Annotated in this window: 15 protein-coding genes; 10 read left to right on the top strand and 5 right to left on the bottom strand. The window is 57.1% G+C overall.

The window, feature by feature from the left end:
- Nucleotides 1–50: 50 nt before the first annotated feature.
- The 4 genes from P8S54_RS12200 to P8S54_RS12185 all read left to right on the top strand — a co-directional run bounded on the left by P8S54_RS12200 (nt 51) and on the right by P8S54_RS12185 (nt 3,993).
- Nucleotides 51–821: an ABC transporter ATP-binding protein gene (locus P8S54_RS12200; RefSeq protein ID WP_281441970.1), complete on the top strand. Its 771-nt coding sequence runs from the start codon at nt 51–53 to the stop codon at nt 819–821.
- A gap of 103 nt (nt 822–924) precedes the next feature.
- Nucleotides 925–1,647: an ABC transporter ATP-binding protein gene (locus P8S54_RS12195; RefSeq protein ID WP_009097655.1), complete on the top strand. Its 723-nt coding sequence runs from the start codon at nt 925–927 to the stop codon at nt 1,645–1,647.
- A gap of 16 nt (nt 1,648–1,663) precedes the next feature.
- Nucleotides 1,664–2,668 (top strand): branched-chain amino acid ABC transporter permease, encoded by a 1,005-nt coding sequence (locus P8S54_RS12190; protein ID WP_281441969.1) that lies wholly within the window; start codon nt 1,664–1,666, stop codon nt 2,666–2,668.
- The gene (locus tag P8S54_RS12185) at nt 2,668–3,993 is read left to right on the top strand and encodes a branched-chain amino acid ABC transporter permease (RefSeq protein WP_281441968.1); all 1,326 of its coding nucleotides are present in this window, start codon (nt 2,668–2,670) and stop codon (nt 3,991–3,993) included. Before P8S54_RS12190 ends, P8S54_RS12185 begins: the two co-directional genes overlap by 1 nt.
- A gap of 91 nt (nt 3,994–4,084) precedes the next feature.
- Here the strand turns inward: P8S54_RS12185 and P8S54_RS12180 are convergent, their stop codons facing one another.
- The 4 genes from P8S54_RS12180 to P8S54_RS12165 all read right to left on the bottom strand — a co-directional run bounded on the left by P8S54_RS12180 (nt 4,085) and on the right by P8S54_RS12165 (nt 9,352).
- Nucleotides 4,085–5,842, bottom strand: a complete 1,758-nt coding sequence (locus tag P8S54_RS12180; protein WP_281441967.1) for a methyl-accepting chemotaxis protein — start codon at nt 5,840–5,842, stop codon at nt 4,085–4,087.
- Nucleotides 5,843–6,077: 235 nt separating this feature from the next.
- Nucleotides 6,078–7,286 carry an ABC transporter substrate-binding protein gene (locus P8S54_RS12175; protein ID WP_281441966.1) on the bottom strand — a complete coding sequence of 403 codons (1,209 nt, stop codon included), beginning with the start codon at nt 7,284–7,286 and terminating at the stop codon, nt 6,078–6,080.
- A gap of 270 nt (nt 7,287–7,556) precedes the next feature.
- Complete coding sequence (locus tag P8S54_RS12170; protein ID WP_281441965.1) at nt 7,557–7,793, bottom strand: hypothetical protein; 237 nt, start codon at nt 7,791–7,793, stop codon at nt 7,557–7,559.
- Between the two features lie 83 nt (nt 7,794–7,876).
- The gene (locus P8S54_RS12165) at nt 7,877–9,352 is read right to left on the bottom strand and encodes a DASS family sodium-coupled anion symporter (protein WP_281441964.1); all 1,476 of its coding nucleotides are present in this window, start codon (nt 9,350–9,352) and stop codon (nt 7,877–7,879) included.
- Nucleotides 9,353–9,644: 292 nt separating this feature from the next.
- Here P8S54_RS12165 and P8S54_RS12160 point away from each other — a divergent pair, with 292 nt between their 5' ends.
- Both P8S54_RS12160 and rapA read left to right on the top strand, forming a co-directional pair.
- Complete coding sequence (locus P8S54_RS12160; protein WP_281441963.1) at nt 9,645–10,448, top strand: TlpA disulfide reductase family protein; 804 nt, start codon at nt 9,645–9,647, stop codon at nt 10,446–10,448.
- 116 nt (nt 10,449–10,564) lie between these two features.
- Complete coding sequence (rapA, locus tag P8S54_RS12155) at nt 10,565–13,510, top strand: RNA polymerase-associated protein RapA (RefSeq protein WP_281441962.1); 2,946 nt, start codon at nt 10,565–10,567, stop codon at nt 13,508–13,510.
- Nucleotides 13,511–13,532: 22 nt separating this feature from the next.
- Here the strand turns inward: rapA and P8S54_RS12150 are convergent, their stop codons facing one another.
- Entirely contained in the window at nt 13,533–14,435 is a 903-nt protein-coding gene (locus tag P8S54_RS12150) for a TIGR01777 family oxidoreductase (protein ID WP_281441961.1), read from the bottom strand.
- Between the two features lie 186 nt (nt 14,436–14,621).
- Between P8S54_RS12150 and P8S54_RS12145 the strand changes: the two genes are divergently transcribed.
- The 4 genes from P8S54_RS12145 to P8S54_RS12130 all read left to right on the top strand — a co-directional run bounded on the left by P8S54_RS12145 (nt 14,622) and on the right by P8S54_RS12130 (nt 18,820).
- A complete protein-coding gene (locus P8S54_RS12145; protein ID WP_281441960.1) occupies nt 14,622–15,686 on the top strand; it encodes an FAD-dependent oxidoreductase in 1,065 nt (354 codons plus the stop codon).
- Between the two features lie 216 nt (nt 15,687–15,902).
- A complete protein-coding gene (locus tag P8S54_RS12140) occupies nt 15,903–16,823 on the top strand; it encodes a MerR family transcriptional regulator (RefSeq protein ID WP_281441959.1) in 921 nt (306 codons plus the stop codon).
- A gap of 116 nt (nt 16,824–16,939) precedes the next feature.
- Nucleotides 16,940–18,352 (top strand): deoxyribodipyrimidine photo-lyase, encoded by a 1,413-nt coding sequence (gene phrB / locus P8S54_RS12135; RefSeq protein WP_281441958.1) that lies wholly within the window; start codon nt 16,940–16,942, stop codon nt 18,350–18,352.
- Nucleotides 18,353–18,388: 36 nt separating this feature from the next.
- Nucleotides 18,389–18,820: a nuclear transport factor 2 family protein gene (locus P8S54_RS12130; RefSeq protein WP_281441957.1), complete on the top strand. Its 432-nt coding sequence runs from the start codon at nt 18,389–18,391 to the stop codon at nt 18,818–18,820.
- Nucleotides 18,821–18,861: the final 41 nt, after the last annotated feature.

The raw sequence follows: 18,861 nt of genomic DNA, 5'->3' as shown, positions 1-18,861 counted from the left end.
TACAATACGAATAACGCAGGCGGCACAGTCGCCTGCAGCGCGAGGACACCATGAAACCGCTTATCGAAGTACAACATGTTAATAAAGCGTTCGGTGGGCTACAGGTCATCAACGACTGCTCAATTCGCGTCGAAAAAGGCTCAATCACTGGCATGATCGGCCCCAACGGTGCCGGGAAATCTACCCTGTTTAACTTAATTGCGGGCGCCCTCACTCCCGACAGTGGCCGTATTTTGTTAGACGGCGAGGATATAACGGCGCTAAGTGCTGACCAGCGTTTTCACAAGGGCTTACTACGCACCTTCCAGATTGCCCACGAGTTCAGCCAGATGAGTGCGCTGGAAAATCTCATGATGGTGCCGCCTAACCAGGCAGGTGAGCGCTTATTCAACACTTGGTTTAAACCTGGGCTAGTGCGCCAGCAGGAAGCTGACGTGCGCCAACGCGCCCTGGAGGTGATTGAGTTCGTCGGGTTACACCATGTGCGAAACGAGCTGGCAGGCAACCTTTCCGGCGGCCAGAAAAAGTTATTAGAGCTTGGCCGTACCATGATGATCGACGCCAAAGTGGTGCTGCTAGATGAAATTGCGGCAGGTGTGAACCGTACGCTGCTAGGCGACTTGATGGGCAACATTGAGCGGCTTAATCGCGAAATGGGCTACACCTTCCTGGTCATTGAACACGACATGGACATGATTTCCCGGCTGTGCGACCCCGTCATTGTGCTGGCCCAGGGCAGCGTCATGGTAGAAGGTCATATTGAAGAGATACAGAATAACCCTGCGGTCATCGAGGCTTATTTCGGCACCGATGCTGCTTAAACAACACGGCTAAACAGCGCGTTAAACGATAAACAAAACAACACGGCCGCCTTGATTATCCCGTAGGCGGCACTGCTGAGACACTCTCACAGAGACGCTTTCTATGTCTTCAACGCAATCACAGCCACTGCTAGAAGCACGCGATGTGCACGGCGGCTATGGCAGTATGAATATTTTAAACGGGGTTAATATGACCCTGTACGCCGATGAAGTGGGCGTGATTGTTGGCCCTAACGGCGCTGGCAAATCGACCATGCTCAAAGCCGTATTTGGGCTGTTAAACGTTAATCAAGGCGAGATACTGCTCGACGGCCAGCCGATCCATAATCTTCCCCCTAACCAGCTGGTTGAACGCGGGATGGGCTTTGTGCCCCAGGAAAAAAACGTCTTCCCCAGCCTTTCCGTTAAAGAGAACCTGGAGATGGGCGCCTACCTCAAGCCGCAAAACGTGAAGCGTATGCTAGAGCAGGTGTACGACTTCTTTCCACCACTGGTGGAAAAGCGCCACCAGCCTGCAGGCGAGCTTTCTGGTGGCCAACGCCAGATGGTGGCCATGGGCCGCGCGCTAATGGCCGAGCCCAGCCTGCTGCTGCTGGATGAACCGACTGCCGGGCTTTCGCCGCTCTACATGAACGAAATTTTCGACCGGGTGAAAAAAATCAACGCCGCAGGCGTGGGTATTTTAATGGTCGAACAGAACGCAAAGCAGGCGTTAGCCATTGCCGACAAAGGCTTTGTGCTGGCGGCAGGCCAGAACCGCTTTACGGATACCGGGGCTGCATTGCTTGCCAACCCTGATGTTGCTAAAAGCTTTTTGGGCGGCTAGCCCGGGGGAGAAACGCGTGAACGAACTGGTCTTTTTTATTAATAACGTGGTGATTGCAGGCAGTGTCACCGGCTCTATTTATGCCATTGGTGCGATTGGCGTGACGCTGATTTTCAGCATTATGCGCTTTGCCCATTTTGCTCATGCCGACATGATGACCTTTGGCGCTTTTATGGTGCTCCTGCTCACCACGGCCTTTCCTGCCGCAGGCGCCAGCATCGGCGTGCCTACGGCGCTAGTTATGTTGCCACTGGCCATGGTATTAACCGCAGCGCTGGCGGTGGGTATTGATAAGGCGTTTTACAAGCCACTGCGCGCTCACGGCGTTAAGCCCATCGTCATGGTGATTGGCTCCTTGGGCGTGACGCTGATGCTCCAGGGGCTTATTCGCCTATTTGCAGGCACCAGCGGCCAAAGCCTGTATATAGATGACCACAAAGAGATTTTCCGTATTGCGCTGCCTTTTGAAGGTGCCCGTGCGCCGATCGTGATCACCGAACCGCAAATTTATCTGTTTGTGATTACGCTGGTAGCCGTCATCGCCCTGCACCTGTTTCTTAACCGCTCGCGGCTGGGCAAAGCAATGCGCGCTATGTCTGACAACCCCGAGCTCGCCCAGGCATCAGGTATTAACACCAACACCATTGTGGCCGTCACCTGGGTAATTGCAGGGGGGCTCGCGGCCATTGCTGGCACCCTACTCTCACTGGATGTGACCTTCAAACCTGACCTTAGCTTCTTCTTGCTACTACCGATTTTCGCAGCGGCCATTGTAGGCGGCGTTGGTCACCCCTATGGCGCCATTGCCGGCGGCTTTGTGGTGGGCTTTGCTGAAACCCTGGCGGTATTTAACTGGAATGTACTGCTGCGCCCTTTCCGCGACAGCTTCCCGGCGTGGCTTGAATTGCCTAACAATCTCGCCTTCGTGGGCACCGAGTATAAGATTGTGGTGCCATTCTTTATTCTGGTGGCCATCCTGGTGTGGCGTCCTACCGGACTGTTTAAGGGCAAGGTGATCTAATGAGCCATTCCACACAAACGCGTAACCCTGATTACACGCCCAAAGACTCCACCACTGGGCGCCGCTTTCCGCTGCGGGAGCTAGTGCTGTTTGGTGCGCTATTGGTCGCTGTGCTGGCGGTATACGTCATAATGGGCGCCGCCTACAGCACGCGCATGCTGGTAGAGGCCGCCTGCTATGCCATTTTAGCTTTGGGGTTAACCATTCAATGGGGCTACGCCGGGCAGTTCAACGCAGGGGTAATGGGCTTTGTAGCGTTAGGCGGCTTCTGCGCCATGCTGTTCAGCGTGCCGGTGAATGACGCTTTCTGGGGCACCGAGCTACCCGGCGAACTGGGCCGCGTGCTGCTTTACGGCCTCGCGGCAACGCTGGTGGTAGTCGGCGCTACCAAGCTACACCGGTTGGGCGTTCCCAAAACCTTGCGTACTATCATCGCCGTATTACTGGCAGTGGTGCTCTATTTAGTGGTCATCAGCTTATTGCGCGATGTGACCAGTCAAATTCAGTCACAAGCCGGGTTCGTGGGTGGGTTTGGCTTACCTGCCTGGACGGGCTGGATAGTCGGCGGCGCGTTAGCCGGTGGGGTTGGCTACTTTATTGGCCATGTGTGCCTTGGCCTGCGTAGCGACTACCTCGCCATCGCCACCTTGGGTATTGCCGAGATCATCAAAGCCTTTTTGAAAAACTCCGACTGGCTAACCCGCGGCACCGCCACCGTTTCCCCACTCCCCTGGCCCACCCCTGGCCCGGCTGAGCTAGGCTTCACCCTGTCGCGAGCAATCTACCTATCGGTTACGGCGGTGGTGATCGCGGTGATTTTCTTTCTGCTCCACCGCGCCTACAACGCTCCTTGGGGGCGGATGATCCGCGCTATCCGCGATAACGAAGTCTCATCAGCGGCCATGGGTAAAGATATCAATAAGCGCCGTCTGGAAATTTTCGTATTAGGCTGCATTTTGATGGGACTGGGCGGCGGCATGCTGGCTACGTTTAATAGCCTGTTCGACCCTCAAGGCTATCTGCCGCTTAACCACACCTTTTTGGTACTGGTAATGGTGATCCTGGGCGGCCCTGGCAACAATTTAGGCACCATTTTCGGCGCAGTGGCGGTCTACATTATCTGGATCATGTCGGAGCCGCTGGCGTTAGCTCTAATGCAGATGGCAGTCTTTATTGGCGAAGGCTGGTTTGGCTGGGAGCCGCCGCGCGGCTTAGAAAGCCGAGCACTCCAAGCACGGGTATTTGTGATCGGCCTGCTCATTACCCTGGTGCTGCGCTTCGCCCCTAAAGGGCTGCTGCCTGAGAAAATATCGCAGCACGGTTAACGATCGCACTTATTACCTCTAACCAAAAAACGCCCTTAAGCTAGTGGCTTAAGGGCGTTTTGCTATTAGGGGTGCAAAAAGCGCTCAGTGGCTAGAAGTCATCGCCCGCGAGCAGCAAATCGTTTTTAGGCGAATTGCCAGCAAGAGCACTACGCGAAGGCTGACCATTGTTGGGAAGCGGCCCCACTGTAGGAGTGGCATCGCCCAATACAAAGCCGCTTATCAAGGTATTAAGCTGCTCTGCCTGCTGACGCATGCGGTTGGCGGTGGCGGTACTCTCCTCAACTAACGCTGCGTTTTGCTGAGTCATGCCATCGAGCTGTACAACAGCCGTGTTTACTTCGCTTACCCCGACACTCTGCTCTTTAGAGCCAGCGCTAATATCAGCGATGACGGTAGCCACTTGATGCACGCTGCCTAAAATCTCTCGCATTGTGTTACCCGCCCGCTGCACGATTTGGCTGCCCTTTTGTGAGTGCTCAACCGAGGTGGCTATCAGCGTTTTAATTTCTTGAGCCGCCTCTGCAGAGCGCTGAGCCAGCTTTCTTACTTCTTGGGCAACAACCGCAAACCCTCGCCCATGCTCGCCCGCTCGGGCGGCCTCTACCGATGCGTTGAGCGCCAAGATATTGGTCTGAAAAGCGATCGAATCAATGAGCGTGACAATTTCACTGATTTGCCCAGAGGAGGCTTTGATATCGGCCATCGTTCGCTCGACATCTTCCATCGCTGTTTGCCCCTGGGTGACAACACTAGCGCTGTCTTGCACCATCCGGTCAGCGGTTTGAGCATGCTCGGCATTATGCTCAACGGTTGACGTAATCTCTTCCATGGCCGAAGAGGTCTGCTGCAAGCTGGCTGCTGCTTGGTCGGTGCGCGTCGCTAACTCCTCACTACCCTGCGCGATATTATCTGCCGCTTGATAAACCGTTAAGGCGCTGTGCCTAACATCGCTAAGCATGGACTGTATGTGCGCTAAAAAACGGTTGAAATCCTCTGCCAGCACACCTACTTCGTCACGGCTGGTGACCTGTAGGCGCTGGGTAAGGTCGCCACGACCAGAAGCCACCTCAGCAGCGACTGCCTGGATGTGATGAGAAGTGTGGCGGATCCGTTTAACCGTGCGCCGCGCTAACCAGATCGCCAATGCCGTTATGGCAAGATTAATGACCGTGGCAATAATCCAAAGGCGAATAAAGGCCATTTTCAGATCAGCCATCGCCGCAGCTTCAACCGCCGCCATCGTCGTATCAATATCCGTCACATAAACACCCGCACCAACCACCCAACCCCAACCATCGATGGCCTCGGCATAGGAGTATTTTGGCTCGGCATTGCCTGTCACCGGGTGCGGCCAATCGTACTGGTAGAAACCACCCCCTTGCTGCGCCAGCACCGCCATATCACGAATCATTTCGCGCCCGCTTGCATCCCGCGCATCCAGCATATTCGTGCCGACGCTTTCAGGCAGTGCCGGCTGCACCAGCATCGTGCCATCCATCTCATAGACAAACACGTAGTTGTCATTTTCAAAGCGCATGCTGCTAAGAAGCTGGACAGCCTGCGCTTGAGCGCGCTGGGTATTGCTTACTGTTGCCTGAATCTCTCGGATCATTGAGCTTGCCAACTCAACGCTACTGCGAACGCCCTGCTCCCTAGCTTCAACTAGCAAGGTACGCTGCTGCTCAACCTGCACCTGATTGTTGCGGTAACGATCAACCCCCTCTAATACCAACAGGCAGCCAGAAGAGAGCACCAGCGGCATGAGTACGAGCAGCATGATTTTGAACTGTAGGCTACCTTCCATACAGTGAAATAGGCGGGTCAGTGGGCCCCGTGTTGTCTTCATTTTTATTTTTCCCCGATCAAGATCGTCCGTGTTGTTGGGACAACGCTCTGTTTGAAGCGCGAGAGTAGCGCGCCTGACAAGAGCAACAGGTGATCTTCATCAAGTCTGTGCGACATAAGCACACACCAGGTAAACGGGCTGACATTGGCAGTAAAAGACAGACAGTAAAAGATAGGCAATAAAAAGCCCTTAACGCCTTACGGCGTTAAGGGCTTAGGAAACAACTCGCTAGTGGTTAGAGCTCAACCAAGCCCTTGCTGGTAAATGAGCCGTTCTCTACGACCATTTCAACCACAACGCCGGGCACATCACCGTTCTCGTCAAACTCGTGGGAGCCAGAGGCGCCTTCGTAATTGATTTCGGTGCCTGCGGCAATCAGCTCCACCGCTTTTTCCCACTCTCCCGGTAAAATAATTTCACCCGGTGCGCTGGAGACGCTGCGCAACGCTTCGCTTAACCCTTCGCGCTCTGCGCTACCGTTTTGCTCAATGGCCAGCGCCACCAGGAAGGCAGCATCATATGCCTGGGCGGCAAACACTGCGCTGGGGTCGATACCGGCGGCTTCAGCCGCTTCATTGAAAATCTCGGTACCTGGCAAGTCGGGGCTGCCGGGGCGGGTAGCGATCATGCCGTCCAGCACGTCAGCGCCAATGGCGTTGATAAGGCTATCACCCACCATGCCGTCGGCACCCACGTACTGGGTAAACATACCGCTTTCATAGGCCTGACGCAGCACGGTTTGGCCAGAAGTATCGGCGTAAGCCAGCACCACAAGCGTTTCCGCACCGCTAACGGAGAGTGACCCTAGTTCAGAGCGGTAGTCCGCACGGTTATCTTCGTGGGCGAGATTTTCAGCTATCTCACCGCCGCCCTCTTCAAACGCAGCGCTAAACGCATCCGACAGGCCGCGGCCATAGTCGTTGTTAACGTAGGTGACGGCGACGAAGTCGATGCCTTTATCAAGCAGCAGCTTGGCCAGCATTTCCCCCTGGAAGGCATCGGAAGGCACTGTGCGGAAGACCAGATCATTGTCGTCCAATTCAGAGACCGCCGGCGCAGTAGACGCCGGGGAAACCATCAACACGCCGCCAGGAATTGCCGCGTTATTAGCCGCAGCAATCGTGGCGCCAGTGCAGAGTGCACCTACAATCGCCGTGACCTGCTCGGAGTTCACCATGCGATCGGCGGCGTTAGAGGCCGCCGAAGCATCGGAGCAGGTGGTATCTCCTGATGGCATCACCAGCGTTTGGCCGCCTAAAATACCGCCCTGCTCGTTCACCTGCGCCACCGCAAGCTGAGCACCTTCAAAAATCGGTGGCGTCAGGCTCTCAATACCGCCAGTAAAGCCGCCCAAGAAGCCAACTTTGACTTCCGCCTGGGCCATGCCCGTTAAGGCCAGTGATGAGGCCGCCACGGCGGTGGCTAATGCGCGCTTATTAATCATATTATTGGTCGCTCCCAGTATGTTAAGTGCCCCAACCGTCCAGCGTGGGACTCCTCTTAATCTGGAACCGCAACGCAAAAAACACAAGCAACGGTTTCTAACGCTAATTTACAATTTACTTAAAGCTAACGCCTGGGAAGCGCGTTTACCCTGCCACGTATCCCGTGCCTCCACTGATCAAGACGAACCCACGCATAGGAGCACCCCGCCATCAAGACAGCCCCCATCGCCACCAGTAGCTAACAGCAGCTGGGGTAACAGCGCCCAGTGTTAGTCATCGTCATGGTCAGCAAGCCGCTGCGCCTGCTGCTTACGCAGGCGATTTCGGCGGTAAAGCCTTACCAATGCGATAGCCAGCGCGGCGGCCACCATAATGGCAAGCACCCCCCCCTGCCAGGGGCGGGCGGCATCGCCCATCACCGTTTCCAAGGTAATAATCAGCATTAATCCCAGCGCTTGCGACCCAATGGCCAGCGCCCGCAGCATGTCAAAGGCGGGTTGCGGCATAGACATCTCCGTCATGTTTAACGTACATAATGTGGTTGACCAGTGTACCTGCTTAACGGGATAACCCTGAACGCGACAGGTCGCTACTGCCACCATCCAAACCCTAATACCGGCATGGCAAGCGCAAATACCGCTACACAGATAACCCCAACGGCGACCAGGCTCATCACTGCCCCGGCACGCAGCATATCAATCACTTGCACTTTACCACTGCCGAACACAACGGCATTGGGCGGCGTAGCGACCGGCAACATAAAGGCACAAGAGGCGGCCATGGCAACCGGTACGGTAAGGAGGAGTGGGCTTTGCTCCATACTGACCGTCAGCGCGGCTGCTAGCGGTATAATAGCCGCCGCGGTGGCGGTATTACTGGTCACGTGGCTCATCAGCATAACGGTGACGACCACCATGAAAATCATCGCCCAAATAGGCCAGCCTGCAAACATGGCCATCATGTTAGCCACCTCCTCGGCTAACCCTGAGCTTTCGATGGCGCTGCCCAGACTAAGCCCACCGCCCACCAGCAGTAACACGCTCCAGGGGAGGTTCTGCGCGCTTTTCCAGTCGAGTAAAAATTGGCGCTGTCTCCAGCGGGCCGGAATCACAAACAGCAGTAACGCGCCCATCACGGCAATACCGCCATCGCTGAGCGGCAAGCCGGTCAAGTTTTCCAGCACCGGACGCCCCATCCACGCCAACGCTACCAATGCAAATACGGCGGCAACGCGTTGCTCTGGACGGGTCATCCGGCCTAGGTCTTCTGACTGCTGCGACAGCACTGTAGCGATCCCCTCTAGCGGTGAACGCGGCACAGGATAAACCCAGCGTGTGAGCAGCCACCAGCCAGCCAGCAATAGCAGCGCCGCAGGCGGCACTCCGACGAGCATCCACTGGGCAAATCCGATCTCGATGCCGTAGTTATCTGCCATAAAGCCCGCTAGTAACGCGTTAGGAGGCGTACCAATCAGTGTCCCCATTCCACCAATATTGGCTGCCAAGGCAATACCCAACAGCAAACAAAGCTCCATGGGGCGCTGATCCAAAGCGCTGCCTTTGCGTTCAAGCAGCGTAAGAACCGACAAGCCAATCGGCACCATCAGCGCCGCTGTCGCGGTATTGCTTACCCACATGCTAAGGAGCGCTGTTGCCCCCATAAATCCGGCGACTAGATGGTCCGGGCGCTTGCCTGCCACGGTCAACACACCCAAGGCAATCCGTCGATGAAGGTTCCAGCGCTGTATCGCCTCCGCCAGCATAAAGCCGCCCAAAAAGAGAAATATCAGCGGGTTTGCGTAGGGGGCAGCCGCTGCATTCACATCGACCACGCCCAGCAGCGGTAATAGCGCTATGGGCAACAACGCGGTCACCGGCATCGGCACCGGCTCCAGAATCCACCATACCGCCATCCACGCCGTAAGGGCGACGACACGCCATGCAGCGACTGGCATGCCGTCGGGCGCGCCCAACACCAGCAATATCACCGCTAGCAGGGGGCCGCCCAGCAACCCTACGGTGATTTTGCGTCGCTGCCAGCGTAGGGCGTTAGTCGGCGCGTCCATGGTCGTTACCTCCTTAATAAAACGGCTCGCGTGAGCGTTTTTAACTCATCTCTATCGGCAAACCAAACCTCGGCAAACCACTGTACCTGCTGTTGTCGCAAGCGATTACGCCAGCCAAGTCTTGCTAGCGCAATGCCATGGTCTCAAATGGAATAATCAGCATTAAATATGGCGCTTACGGCCCGCTGGCCAATGCCCGAAGCATGTTAAAGGCGGCTTGCGGCATAGACATCTCCGTAATGTTTAACGTGCATGGTATGGTTCACCAGTCTACCTGCTTAATGGGAAAACCATGAACGCGATTGCCATCGGCCCACTCCTCATCTCACTGCCGCGGCTATATGCCATTGGCTGCGCGCTGCTGCTGCTGTTGGCCAGCCGCTATTTACTGGGCGTATCGGCGCGCCAGCACGGCCGCTGGTTCAATGGGCTGATGCTAGTGTGGCTAGTGGGCGCGCGGGCGGCCTACGTCGCGCTTAACTGGGAAAGTTTCAGCGCCGAGCCGCTAGACGCCTTAAAGCTGTGGCAACCCGGCTATCACGGTTTGGGCGGGTTACTCGCGGGATTACTCTGGACGGCCTGGTCGCTGCGCGCACACCTGCTGTCAATGATAGGCGCCCTAGCGATGCTCGTCGGCGCTTCTAGCCTGTGGCTGGTGGTGGTAACGCTCGCCCCCCTTGGCAATCAGTTTGCCGTTGAGGCGCTGCCGGATGTCACCCTAGAAGATGTCGACGGCAATCCGGTGCATTTGCCATCGCTGACTGAAAGCGGCGACCTGATTATCGTCAACCTATGGGCCACCTGGTGCCCGCCCTGCCTGCGGGAAATGCCGCTGCTGGAAGAAGCCGCCAAGCGTGACGATGTGAGCGTCGTTATCGCCAACCAGGGCGAGGATTTGCTGCCTATCGTGCGCTACCTGGATGAGCAGGGGCTAACATTTCGCTACGCGCTGCGCGACCCAAGCCAAACCTTAATGGCCCAGTTCCAGGCGCCTGGTTTGCCCACCACGGTGTTGTTTGATCGTCAGGGCAACACGCTGGATGTCCATGTGGGCGAGCTTACCCGTGCTCAATTAGCCGGCTGGTTGGAAGATTGACGCCAATAGACCTTAATCCCCCCGCTGCTTTGCGTTAGAATCCCCCGCCCTGTGTTGCCACCGGTGAATATTCCCGGTGGCATGCGCCCCCGTTTTGAAGACTTCCCTGAGGCATCATGAGCGATTTTTCTCCCGGCCAGCGCTGGATTAGTGACGGCGAGGCTGAGCTTGGACTCGGCACCGTGCTTAACTGCGACGCCCGTAGCGTTACCATTTTGTTCAGTGCCAGCCAGGAAACCCGTACCTACAACACGCGTCAGGCGCCGTTAACCCGCGTGATGTTCGGCAGCGGCGACCGCGTGCTCTCCGCCGATGGCTGGCAGATACTCGTGGATGACAGCAAAGAGTCTGGCGGTCTAATCACTTATATTGGCGAAGACAGCGAAGGTAATCTGCGCGAGCTACCAGAAGCCAAGCTGGCCGACACCATGCAGTTCGATCAGGCCCGGGACCGTTTATTGACCGGCCAAGTAGACCGCAACGACTGGTTCGATCTGCGCTTTCGTACCTTGCACCACTACCAGCGCATCGAACAGCACAGCGCCCTTGGCTTTGCCGGGCCACGTATCGACTTGATTCCTCACCAGCTCTATATCGCTGATGAAGTCGCTGGCCGTCACGCGCCGCGGGTGCTGCTGGCCGATGAAGTCGGGCTGGGTAAAACCATCGAAGCCGGCCTGATTCTGCACCGCCTGCTGCTCACTGGCCGCATAGAACGGGCGCTGATTCTGGTGCCAGATAGCCTAACCCACCAGTGGCTGGTCGAGCTTTTACGCCGCTTTTCGCTCAACGTTAGCCTGCTCGATGAGCAACAAAGCCAAGCCCACGGCAGCGCTAATCCGTTTGAGAGCGCCCAGATAGTGCTGGCTAGCCAAGGCTGGCTGTTTGCCAACATTCACCGCCAGGACCAGGCGCTGGCCAGCCGTTTTGACCTACTGATCGTGGATGAAGCCCACCACCTGGACTGGAACAGCGAGGGCAGCGGCCCGGGTTACCAGTGCGTTGAACAGCTCGCCGCCGAGATTCCCGGCCTGCTACTGCTCACCGCCACGCCAGAACAAATGGGCGTTGAGAGCCACTTTGCCCGCCTGCGTTTGCTGGATGCCGAGCGCTACCACGATATCGAGCGCTTCAAAGACGAAGAGCGTCACTACATTGGCGTGGCCAGCGCCATTGATGCTCTGGATGAGTTGCCCAGCGCCACGCAAGCGCGCAGCCGCGTAGAAGCCGTCGCGGATGACCGCGACAGCCAAGCCCTGCTAGCGACCCTATGTAACCCAGAAGCCAGTGCCGAGCAGCAGGATGCCGCCCGCGCCCAGCTGCGCGACGCGCTGCTTGACCGCCACGGCACGGGCCGGGTGATGTTCCGCAATAGCCGTCGCCATGTGGGAGGCTTCCCCGAACGCCGCATGCACCTTGAAGCGCTTGAGCTGCCCTCCGCCTATCGCCGGGTAGTGCGCCGCCTTGAGCGCGATGAGGATTATCTGGATGAACTGCTGATCGAAACCGGCATGGACCATCCCGATGTGCTGATCTACCCAGACGCCATGTACCGGGAATTAAGCAACGACCCGCTGAACAGCGAGCCCTGGTGGCACATTGATCCCCGCGTCAATTGGCTGCTTGAGAAGCTCAGCGACGATAGCGAAGCGGGCTTTGCCAACGATAAAGTACTGGTGATTGCCCACCACCGCGAAACGGCAGAAGGGCTTGCCGAGGCGCTGCGCGTACTCGGTGGCTACCAGGCCCCCGTCTTCCACGAAGGCTTATCGCTGGTGGAGCGCGACCGTGCCGCAGCAGCATTTGCCGATGAAGAGGAGGGCTGCCAAGTGCTGGTGTGCTCGGAGATTGGCTCCGAAGGGCGCAATTTCCAGTTCTGCCGACACTTGGTAATGTTTGATATGCCCCAGCACCCCGACCAGCTGGAGCAGCGCATTGGCCGCTTAGACCGAATTGGCCAGCGCCATGCCATCGAGCTGCACGTACCTACGTTTACCGGCAGCCCCGGTGAACGGCTGCTGCGCTGGTACCACGAAGGCATGGACGCGTTCAGCGCACCCCACGGCATTGGTAGCGAGCTATTTGATGCGTTTGGCGATGCCCTTGCCGACGCCCTGCTTGACGATGAAATGCTCGATGAAATCATCGAAGAGACGCGGCAAATGTTCACCGCCAAACTGGCCGAACGTGACGCCGGTCGCAACCGCCTGCTGGAGCTAAATGCCTGTCGCCCTGCCCGCGCCAAGCAGGTGAGTGATGCGGTGCGCGAGCTTGATGAAGACCCTGCACTGCCCAAGTTTGTGGAGCGGGCGCTGGATATTTTTGGCGTCGACAGCCAAGAGATTGGCAACGGCCTGCTCTACCTTCAGCCTAGCCAGCACATGCTGGATGGCTTGCCGGGGTTAGTAAAAGGTGAAGAAGGCTTCTCGGCGACCTACAGCCGCGCCCTGGCACTGGCCCGAGACGACGTACAGCGGCTCTCCTGGGAGCACCCACTACTGCGCGAAATGATGGAGCGCATATTAGATGGCACCATGGGCAATACCGCGCTGGCGCTGCTGCGCCACCCGGCGATCCCAAGCGGTCGATTAATGGCCGAGCTGGTGTTCCGCACCCACTGTCCGGCACCCAAATCGCTGCACCTTAACCGCTTCTTACCACCCACGGCGATTCGGGTACTGCTGGACGAATCAGGCGCCAATCTGACCAGCAAAATCTCCTTCACCGGGCTGGGTAAAAACCTCCAGAAGGTGAATAAATCGCTGGCGCGGGATCTAATCAAGAGCCGCCATGACCAGCTGCGCGACCTGTTGATTCAGGGTGAGGGCGAAGCCGAACGGGAGCTGCCTAGCATCATAGAAGCGGCTGAAATCCGCATGCGCGCTAAGCTGGACAGTGAGCTTGCCCGCTTAACCGCCTTGGCGGAGCACAACCCAGCGGTGCGCACCGAGGAGCTTGAGGCGTTGAAACAGGAGCGCCAAGCGTTGAGCGACGCAATTGAGAACACCCGCCTGCGGCTGGACTCCGTGCGGGTTGTCATCACCGTTGACCCCAATGCCTAACGCCTCCTTAAACAGCCTGCGGTTAGAAGATAGCGGCTAACGCTTTGTCGAGGGTCGGATACTGGAAGGTAAAGCCGGCCTCGACCAGGCGCGTGGGGCGCATATCAGCACCGGTAAGCAGCAGCTGCGACATCTCACCAAAACCTGCTTTAAGCACAAAGGCAGGCACCGGAAAAATGGCGGGGCGATGCAGCTGCTTAGCCAGCGTTTGGGTAAACGCCGCGTTCGTCACCGGGTGCGGTGCGCTACCGTTGAAGGCCCCAGAGAGCGCCGACTCATTCAGCAGGAAGATAATCGCCGCGACCAAGTCATCGCGGTGAATCCACGGCATAAACTGCTTGCCATCACCAAAGCGGCCCCCCAACCCCAGCTTAAACGGGGGCACCATTTTCTGAAGCGTGCCGCCGCCAGCATCCAGCACCAGGCCAATGCGCAGTAGCGCTAAGCGAACGCCAAGCGCCTCCACGGGCTTCGCCGCCGCTTCCCACTGCTCGCAAAGCCGATGGGCAAACTCGTCATTTGGCGGCGTTGCTTCATCCACCACCTTACTACCCTGGTCACCGTAATAGCCCATCGCCGAGCCGCTCACCATCACCTTGGGCAGTGGCTGGCCGTTGGCTTGCAACTGCTCGCAGAGCATCACCAATTGCGCTGTACTCTCCACCCGCGAACGAATCAACTCGTTCTTTTGACTGTCGCTCCAGCGTTTGGCAGCAATCGACTCACCCGCTAGGTTGACCAACGCATCCGGTGGCGTATCCACAAACGCCTGAGCGCTATCGCGGATATCGCAGGTCGCCGGCAGCCGGTCCCGTACTTTATGAGGCGCGCGGGATACCACTTGAACGTCGTGGCCTAGCGCTACAAGCTGCTCGGATAGTCGTTGACCAACAAAGCCGCTGCCTCCAGTTATTAGTACCCGCATCGTGTCGCTCCTGTGGATGAAAGGAAGTAAGCGCCGCCTGGCGTAACACTGGTTAAGCGCACAAACTTATTGTACGATATTTATACACAAGTGCTACAATCAAATACTTAAAAGATTTTAAGCGTTCAGCAGGCGTTAGCTCATTATTCTTTATCGCTTTATTCATTTTTAGCGCTGCGAGGTTTTATGGCTGCATCACCGTCGCTTCTTACTCTTTCAGCGCCTTGCGCTGTGGCCGTTATTGGCGCAGGCGTATCGGGACTTGCCTGCGCCCATGAACTGGCAAAAAAGGGCCTTAGCGTCTCACTATTCGATAAGGCGCGCGGCCCCGGCGGCCGTATGTCTAGCAAGCGACGGCCTCAGGCAACGCTCGATTTGGGTGCCCAAGCCTTTACCGTTCGTGACCCGCGTTTTGCGCAAGCGGTAAAAGAGTGGCAGCTTGCTGGCTGCGCAGCGCTTTGGCCTGCTAACCGTTATCAGGCTAGCTCAAGCGGTTGGCAAACGCATAACGATGATCAGCTGCGCTACGCCGGGGCTCCTCGGATGAGTGCCATTACCCGCCATATGGCGGAAGCACTCTCTTCACTGCCCCATACCACGCTGGCCTTTGAAACCCCAATTGCAGCCTTTGAAAAAACATCGGACGGCTGGCAGCTCATCGATCAGCACGGCGCCACCTACGGCCCGTTCGCGGCAGTGGTCGTCAGCGCACCACCGCCCCAGGCTTATGCGCTCGTCGCCGACTGGGACGACGCCCTGGCAGCGGCCTGCAAAGACAAACCACAGCGCGGCTGCTGGGCAGGCTGGGCCATTTTCGCCTCTCCCCTCCCGCCTATTGAAGGTGTCGTACCTAACTGGCACACCGTAGAGACAGGTCACGAAGCGCTGCGCTTGGCGACACGCAATAGCAGCAAACCTGGCCGTGAACAGCAGCCAGAGAGCATAAGCCTGCTGGCGCAATTGGCGTGGAGCGATACAAATATTGAATTGGCAAGTGATGTCGCGGCCCAGCAACTGCTCTCGGCTTTTACGGCGCTCTTTCCAAATGGTACGGCGTTGCCTGAACTGATTGACTTAGGCGCCCACCGCTGGCGGTATGCCCAGCCCGCAGAGGCTGGCCAGCAATCATACTTATACAGCGAGCAGGGCTTAGCGCTCTGCGGCGACAGCTTTCGCGGCAGTCGTGTAGAGGATGCTTGGCTTTCTGGTTTTGAGTTAGCCCACGCACTATTAGCCCGGTCGGTTCAATAGTGCAAGGCCAGCATACTCATCAGTAAGCACAGCAAAGGTTGTACCTACTAGCTACAAGTTGTACAAAGGGGCCTATAATAGCGTGCAACTATTTAATCGATTACTCGCTATCCGATTTTGTGACAAGACGCTCTATCCGCGTTATGACCTTGTTACGGCAATTATAGACAGACCCCTGCGGCACCGGCTGCAGGCAACCAAGAGGCAATGGCGCCCATGAGCAACAAGGCGACCCACCCACCCGATACCCCTCTCTATCCGATACGGGAAGTCTCCCGTTTAACGGGTGTGAACTCGGTCACCCTTCGTGCCTGGGAGCGACGCTATGGTTTAATTCGACCGCAACGCACCCCCAAAGGCCATCGGCTTTATGCCCAAGACGATATAACCCGTATCGAGCGCATTCTGCAGTGGCTCAACCGTGGGGTACCCGTCAGCCAGGTCGTGGATTTGCTTGACCAGCCGGAAGCGGTGGAAACACCCGCACCGGCAGCAGGCGACTGGACCAGCCAGCGTCAACAGCTCCAGTCAGTCATTGAAGCGGTTGACTTGCCCAAACTAGAAGCGCTGTATTACCAAAGCTTGGCACTCTACCCACTTAGCGTGGCCATTAATGAGCTATGGCAGCCGGTTATTCTGTCCTTGGAAGCAAAATGGGCATCACAGCCCGATGATCTTGTGCGCCGCACCTTTGAAGCCTTTTTGCGCAGCCAGGTCGGTATTCGGCTCCACTATGCCAACCAGGCTACTCGCGGGCCGCTGATTCTGCTCAGCGCTATGCCTGACGATCCAGGCCCGCTGTGGGTATTAATGTGCGCGCTGATGGCCAGCGAACAGGGCTACCGCGTACAGCTGCTTGATCATTCTCTGGCGCTGGCCGACCTTCCCCAAGCGGTGGCTCGGCTTCACTCCTCCATGGTGCTGCTCTCCAGCGGCCAGCGGGAAAGCGATGACTATATTCGCCGGGCGCTGCCACAGGCGGCTCAATCATTGAATGTGCCCATTGGCGTATGCGGTGAAGTCGCGAGGTTAAGGGAGGGTGAATTAAACGACGGCCCTGTTCACATGCTAGGGGATGATCTACCCCAAGCGATCGCACGGCTGCGCCCGCTACTGCGTGAATCTGGCATTCTTTAAGCGGCGGTGTTAAGTCGCTGAAGTATTTGTAACGTCGCATTAATAATATGGCCGCTTACCCGACAGGGCAGCGGCCAATTTTTTAGCGCAATTTTGAGCCCTTTGCAGGAGCCGCTATGAACGTACAGCTAGTATGGTTGCGCAGCGATCTGCGTATTCACGACAACTCAGCGCTCGCGGCTGCCGCGGCCAAGGGGCCGGTTGTCGCCGTTTTTTTGCGCAGCGTTAAGCAGTGGCAATCCCACGGCCATGGCGCTAATAAAATCGACTTCTGGGCGCGCGGCGTGGCGGCTATCAAAGCGTCGCTTAACGGGCTTAATATTCCCTTACTGCACCGCGATATTGGCGCGTACGAAGAGGCTCCACAGGTACTGCTGGATATTGCTCGCGAGCATAACGTAGACCAGCTCCACTTCAACATTGAGTACCCGTTTAACGAGCAGCATCGCGATCAGGCCGTTAGAGAGGCCTTCAAGCAGCACGGAATTAACGTTCAAGCGCACCACGACGGGATTGCCTTCGCCCCCGGCAGCCTATTAACCGGCAAAGGCGATTATTACGGCGTTTTCACCCCATTTTCCAAAGCTTGGCACAAGCAGATTACCGCCGAGCAGCTAGCGCTCCGCGACACCCCTAACGTGCAGACGCCATTAGCCATCGAAAGCGACCCGCTACCCGAGCGACCAACGCTTGATGACGAACCAGTGGATGCGCGCTTGTGGCCAGCTGGCGAAAGCGCCGCCAGCGATAACCTAGAGCGCTTTTTACGTTTTCGTGGCCGTCACTATAAGGCCCAACGCGACCTGCCCAAGGTACACGGCACCAGCGAGCTTTCACCCTACCTAGCGCTGGGTATGCTCTCCTATCGTCAATGCTTACAAGCGGTGATGAGCGAAAACGGCGGCCATTTGGCCGATGGCGATGCGGGCCTAACCACCTGGGTGAGTGAACTTATTTGGCGGGAGTTCTATCAGCACGTGGTGGTGGGATTTCCCCAAGTGTGCCGCTACCAGCCGTTCCAAGCGCATACGCAGCAGCTACAGTGGCGTGATGACGACGAGGACTTTAAGGCGTGGTGCGAAGGGCGTACCGGCTACCCGCTGGTAGATGCCGCCATGCGCCAGCTAGTGGCAACCGGCTGGATGCATAATCGGCTAAGGATGGTCACCGCAATGTTCTTGAGCAAGCATTTGCTGATCGACTGGCGCCGTGGTGAAGCATTTTTTATGCGCCACTTAGTCGATGGTGAGTTCTGCGCCAATAACGGCGGCTGGCAGTGGGCGGCCTCTACTGGTACCGATGCAGCGCCTTATTTCCGCATTTTTAACCCCACCACACAGTCAACCCGCTTTGACGCAGAGGGGGAGTTTATCGCCCACTGGCTACCAGCGCTGGAAAGCTTGCCAGCGAAAGCGCGCCACGCTCCACCACGCGATATGCTTACTCAGTTGGACTACCCAGCGCCTATCGTTGACCACAAAGCCGCCCGTCAGCGTGCGCTGGACGCTTTTAAAGCGCTCTCTAAATAGCGGCTGAGCCTCTGTGCCACAGGAAAGGAGAACCCCATGCCTAACGAGCAAGCCGTGGCACGTTTCTGTGCCTTTTTTAACAAACTAGACAAAACGTGTACAGAAAAGCTATACGAGGTATATACTGAGGAAGTTGTCTTCAACGATCCGCTGCATCACATTAAGGGGCGTGAGGCGCTATCCCGCTATTTCGCCACGATGTACGAGAACGTTGAGCGCTGCCAATTTACTTATCACACGCAGCAACAACAGGGTAATCAGGCGTTTGTAACGTGGACCATGGAGTTCGTGCACCCACGTTTAGCCCGTGGCAAACCGGTTCGTGTAGCGGGGTGTAGCGCCTTAACGTTTGCTGATGACGGGCGAGTCACCCAGCACCGCGACTATTTTGACGCCGGGGCAATGCTCTATGAGCACTTGCCACTCATGGGACAGGTCATACGATGGCTGAAACATCGCCTTAATTAACATCCCTTTTGCTTAAGCACACACCTTTCGTGCCAGCAGGG

Origin of the sequence: Halomonas sp. M1 (genome assembly GCF_029581375.1) — a bacterium.
In the GTDB taxonomy this organism is placed as follows: domain Bacteria; phylum Pseudomonadota; class Gammaproteobacteria; order Pseudomonadales; family Halomonadaceae; genus Vreelandella.
The sequence above is the reverse complement of the archived record's forward strand: the minus strand, read 5'-3'. Positions and strand labels throughout refer to the sequence as shown.

Coding starts and splice junctions, on each gene's coding strand:
- P8S54_RS12185 (WP_281441968.1), top strand. CDS start 2,668: ATGAGCCATTCCACACAAACGCGTAACCCTGATTACACGCCCAAAGAC.
- P8S54_RS12200 (WP_281441970.1), top strand. CDS start 51: ATGAAACCGCTTATCGAAGTACAACATGTTAATAAAGCGTTCGGTGGG.
- P8S54_RS12175 (WP_281441966.1), bottom strand. CDS start 7,286: ATGATTAATAAGCGCGCATTAGCCACCGCCGTGGCGGCCTCATCACTG.
- rapA (WP_281441962.1), top strand. CDS start 10,565: ATGAGCGATTTTTCTCCCGGCCAGCGCTGGATTAGTGACGGCGAGGCT.
- P8S54_RS12130 (WP_281441957.1), top strand. CDS start 18,389: ATGCCTAACGAGCAAGCCGTGGCACGTTTCTGTGCCTTTTTTAACAAA.
- phrB (WP_281441958.1), top strand. CDS start 16,940: ATGAACGTACAGCTAGTATGGTTGCGCAGCGATCTGCGTATTCACGAC.
- P8S54_RS12150 (WP_281441961.1), bottom strand. CDS start 14,435: ATGCGGGTACTAATAACTGGAGGCAGCGGCTTTGTTGGTCAACGACTA.
- P8S54_RS12165 (WP_281441964.1), bottom strand. CDS start 9,352: ATGGACGCGCCGACTAACGCCCTACGCTGGCAGCGACGCAAAATCACC.
- P8S54_RS12160 (WP_281441963.1), top strand. CDS start 9,645: ATGAACGCGATTGCCATCGGCCCACTCCTCATCTCACTGCCGCGGCTA.
- P8S54_RS12180 (WP_281441967.1), bottom strand. CDS start 5,842: ATGAAGACAACACGGGGCCCACTGACCCGCCTATTTCACTGTATGGAA.
- P8S54_RS12140 (WP_281441959.1), top strand. CDS start 15,903: ATGAGCAACAAGGCGACCCACCCACCCGATACCCCTCTCTATCCGATA.
- P8S54_RS12145 (WP_281441960.1), top strand. CDS start 14,622: ATGGCTGCATCACCGTCGCTTCTTACTCTTTCAGCGCCTTGCGCTGTG.
- P8S54_RS12195 (WP_009097655.1), top strand. CDS start 925: ATGTCTTCAACGCAATCACAGCCACTGCTAGAAGCACGCGATGTGCAC.
- P8S54_RS12170 (WP_281441965.1), bottom strand. CDS start 7,793: ATGCCGCAACCCGCCTTTGACATGCTGCGGGCGCTGGCCATTGGGTCG.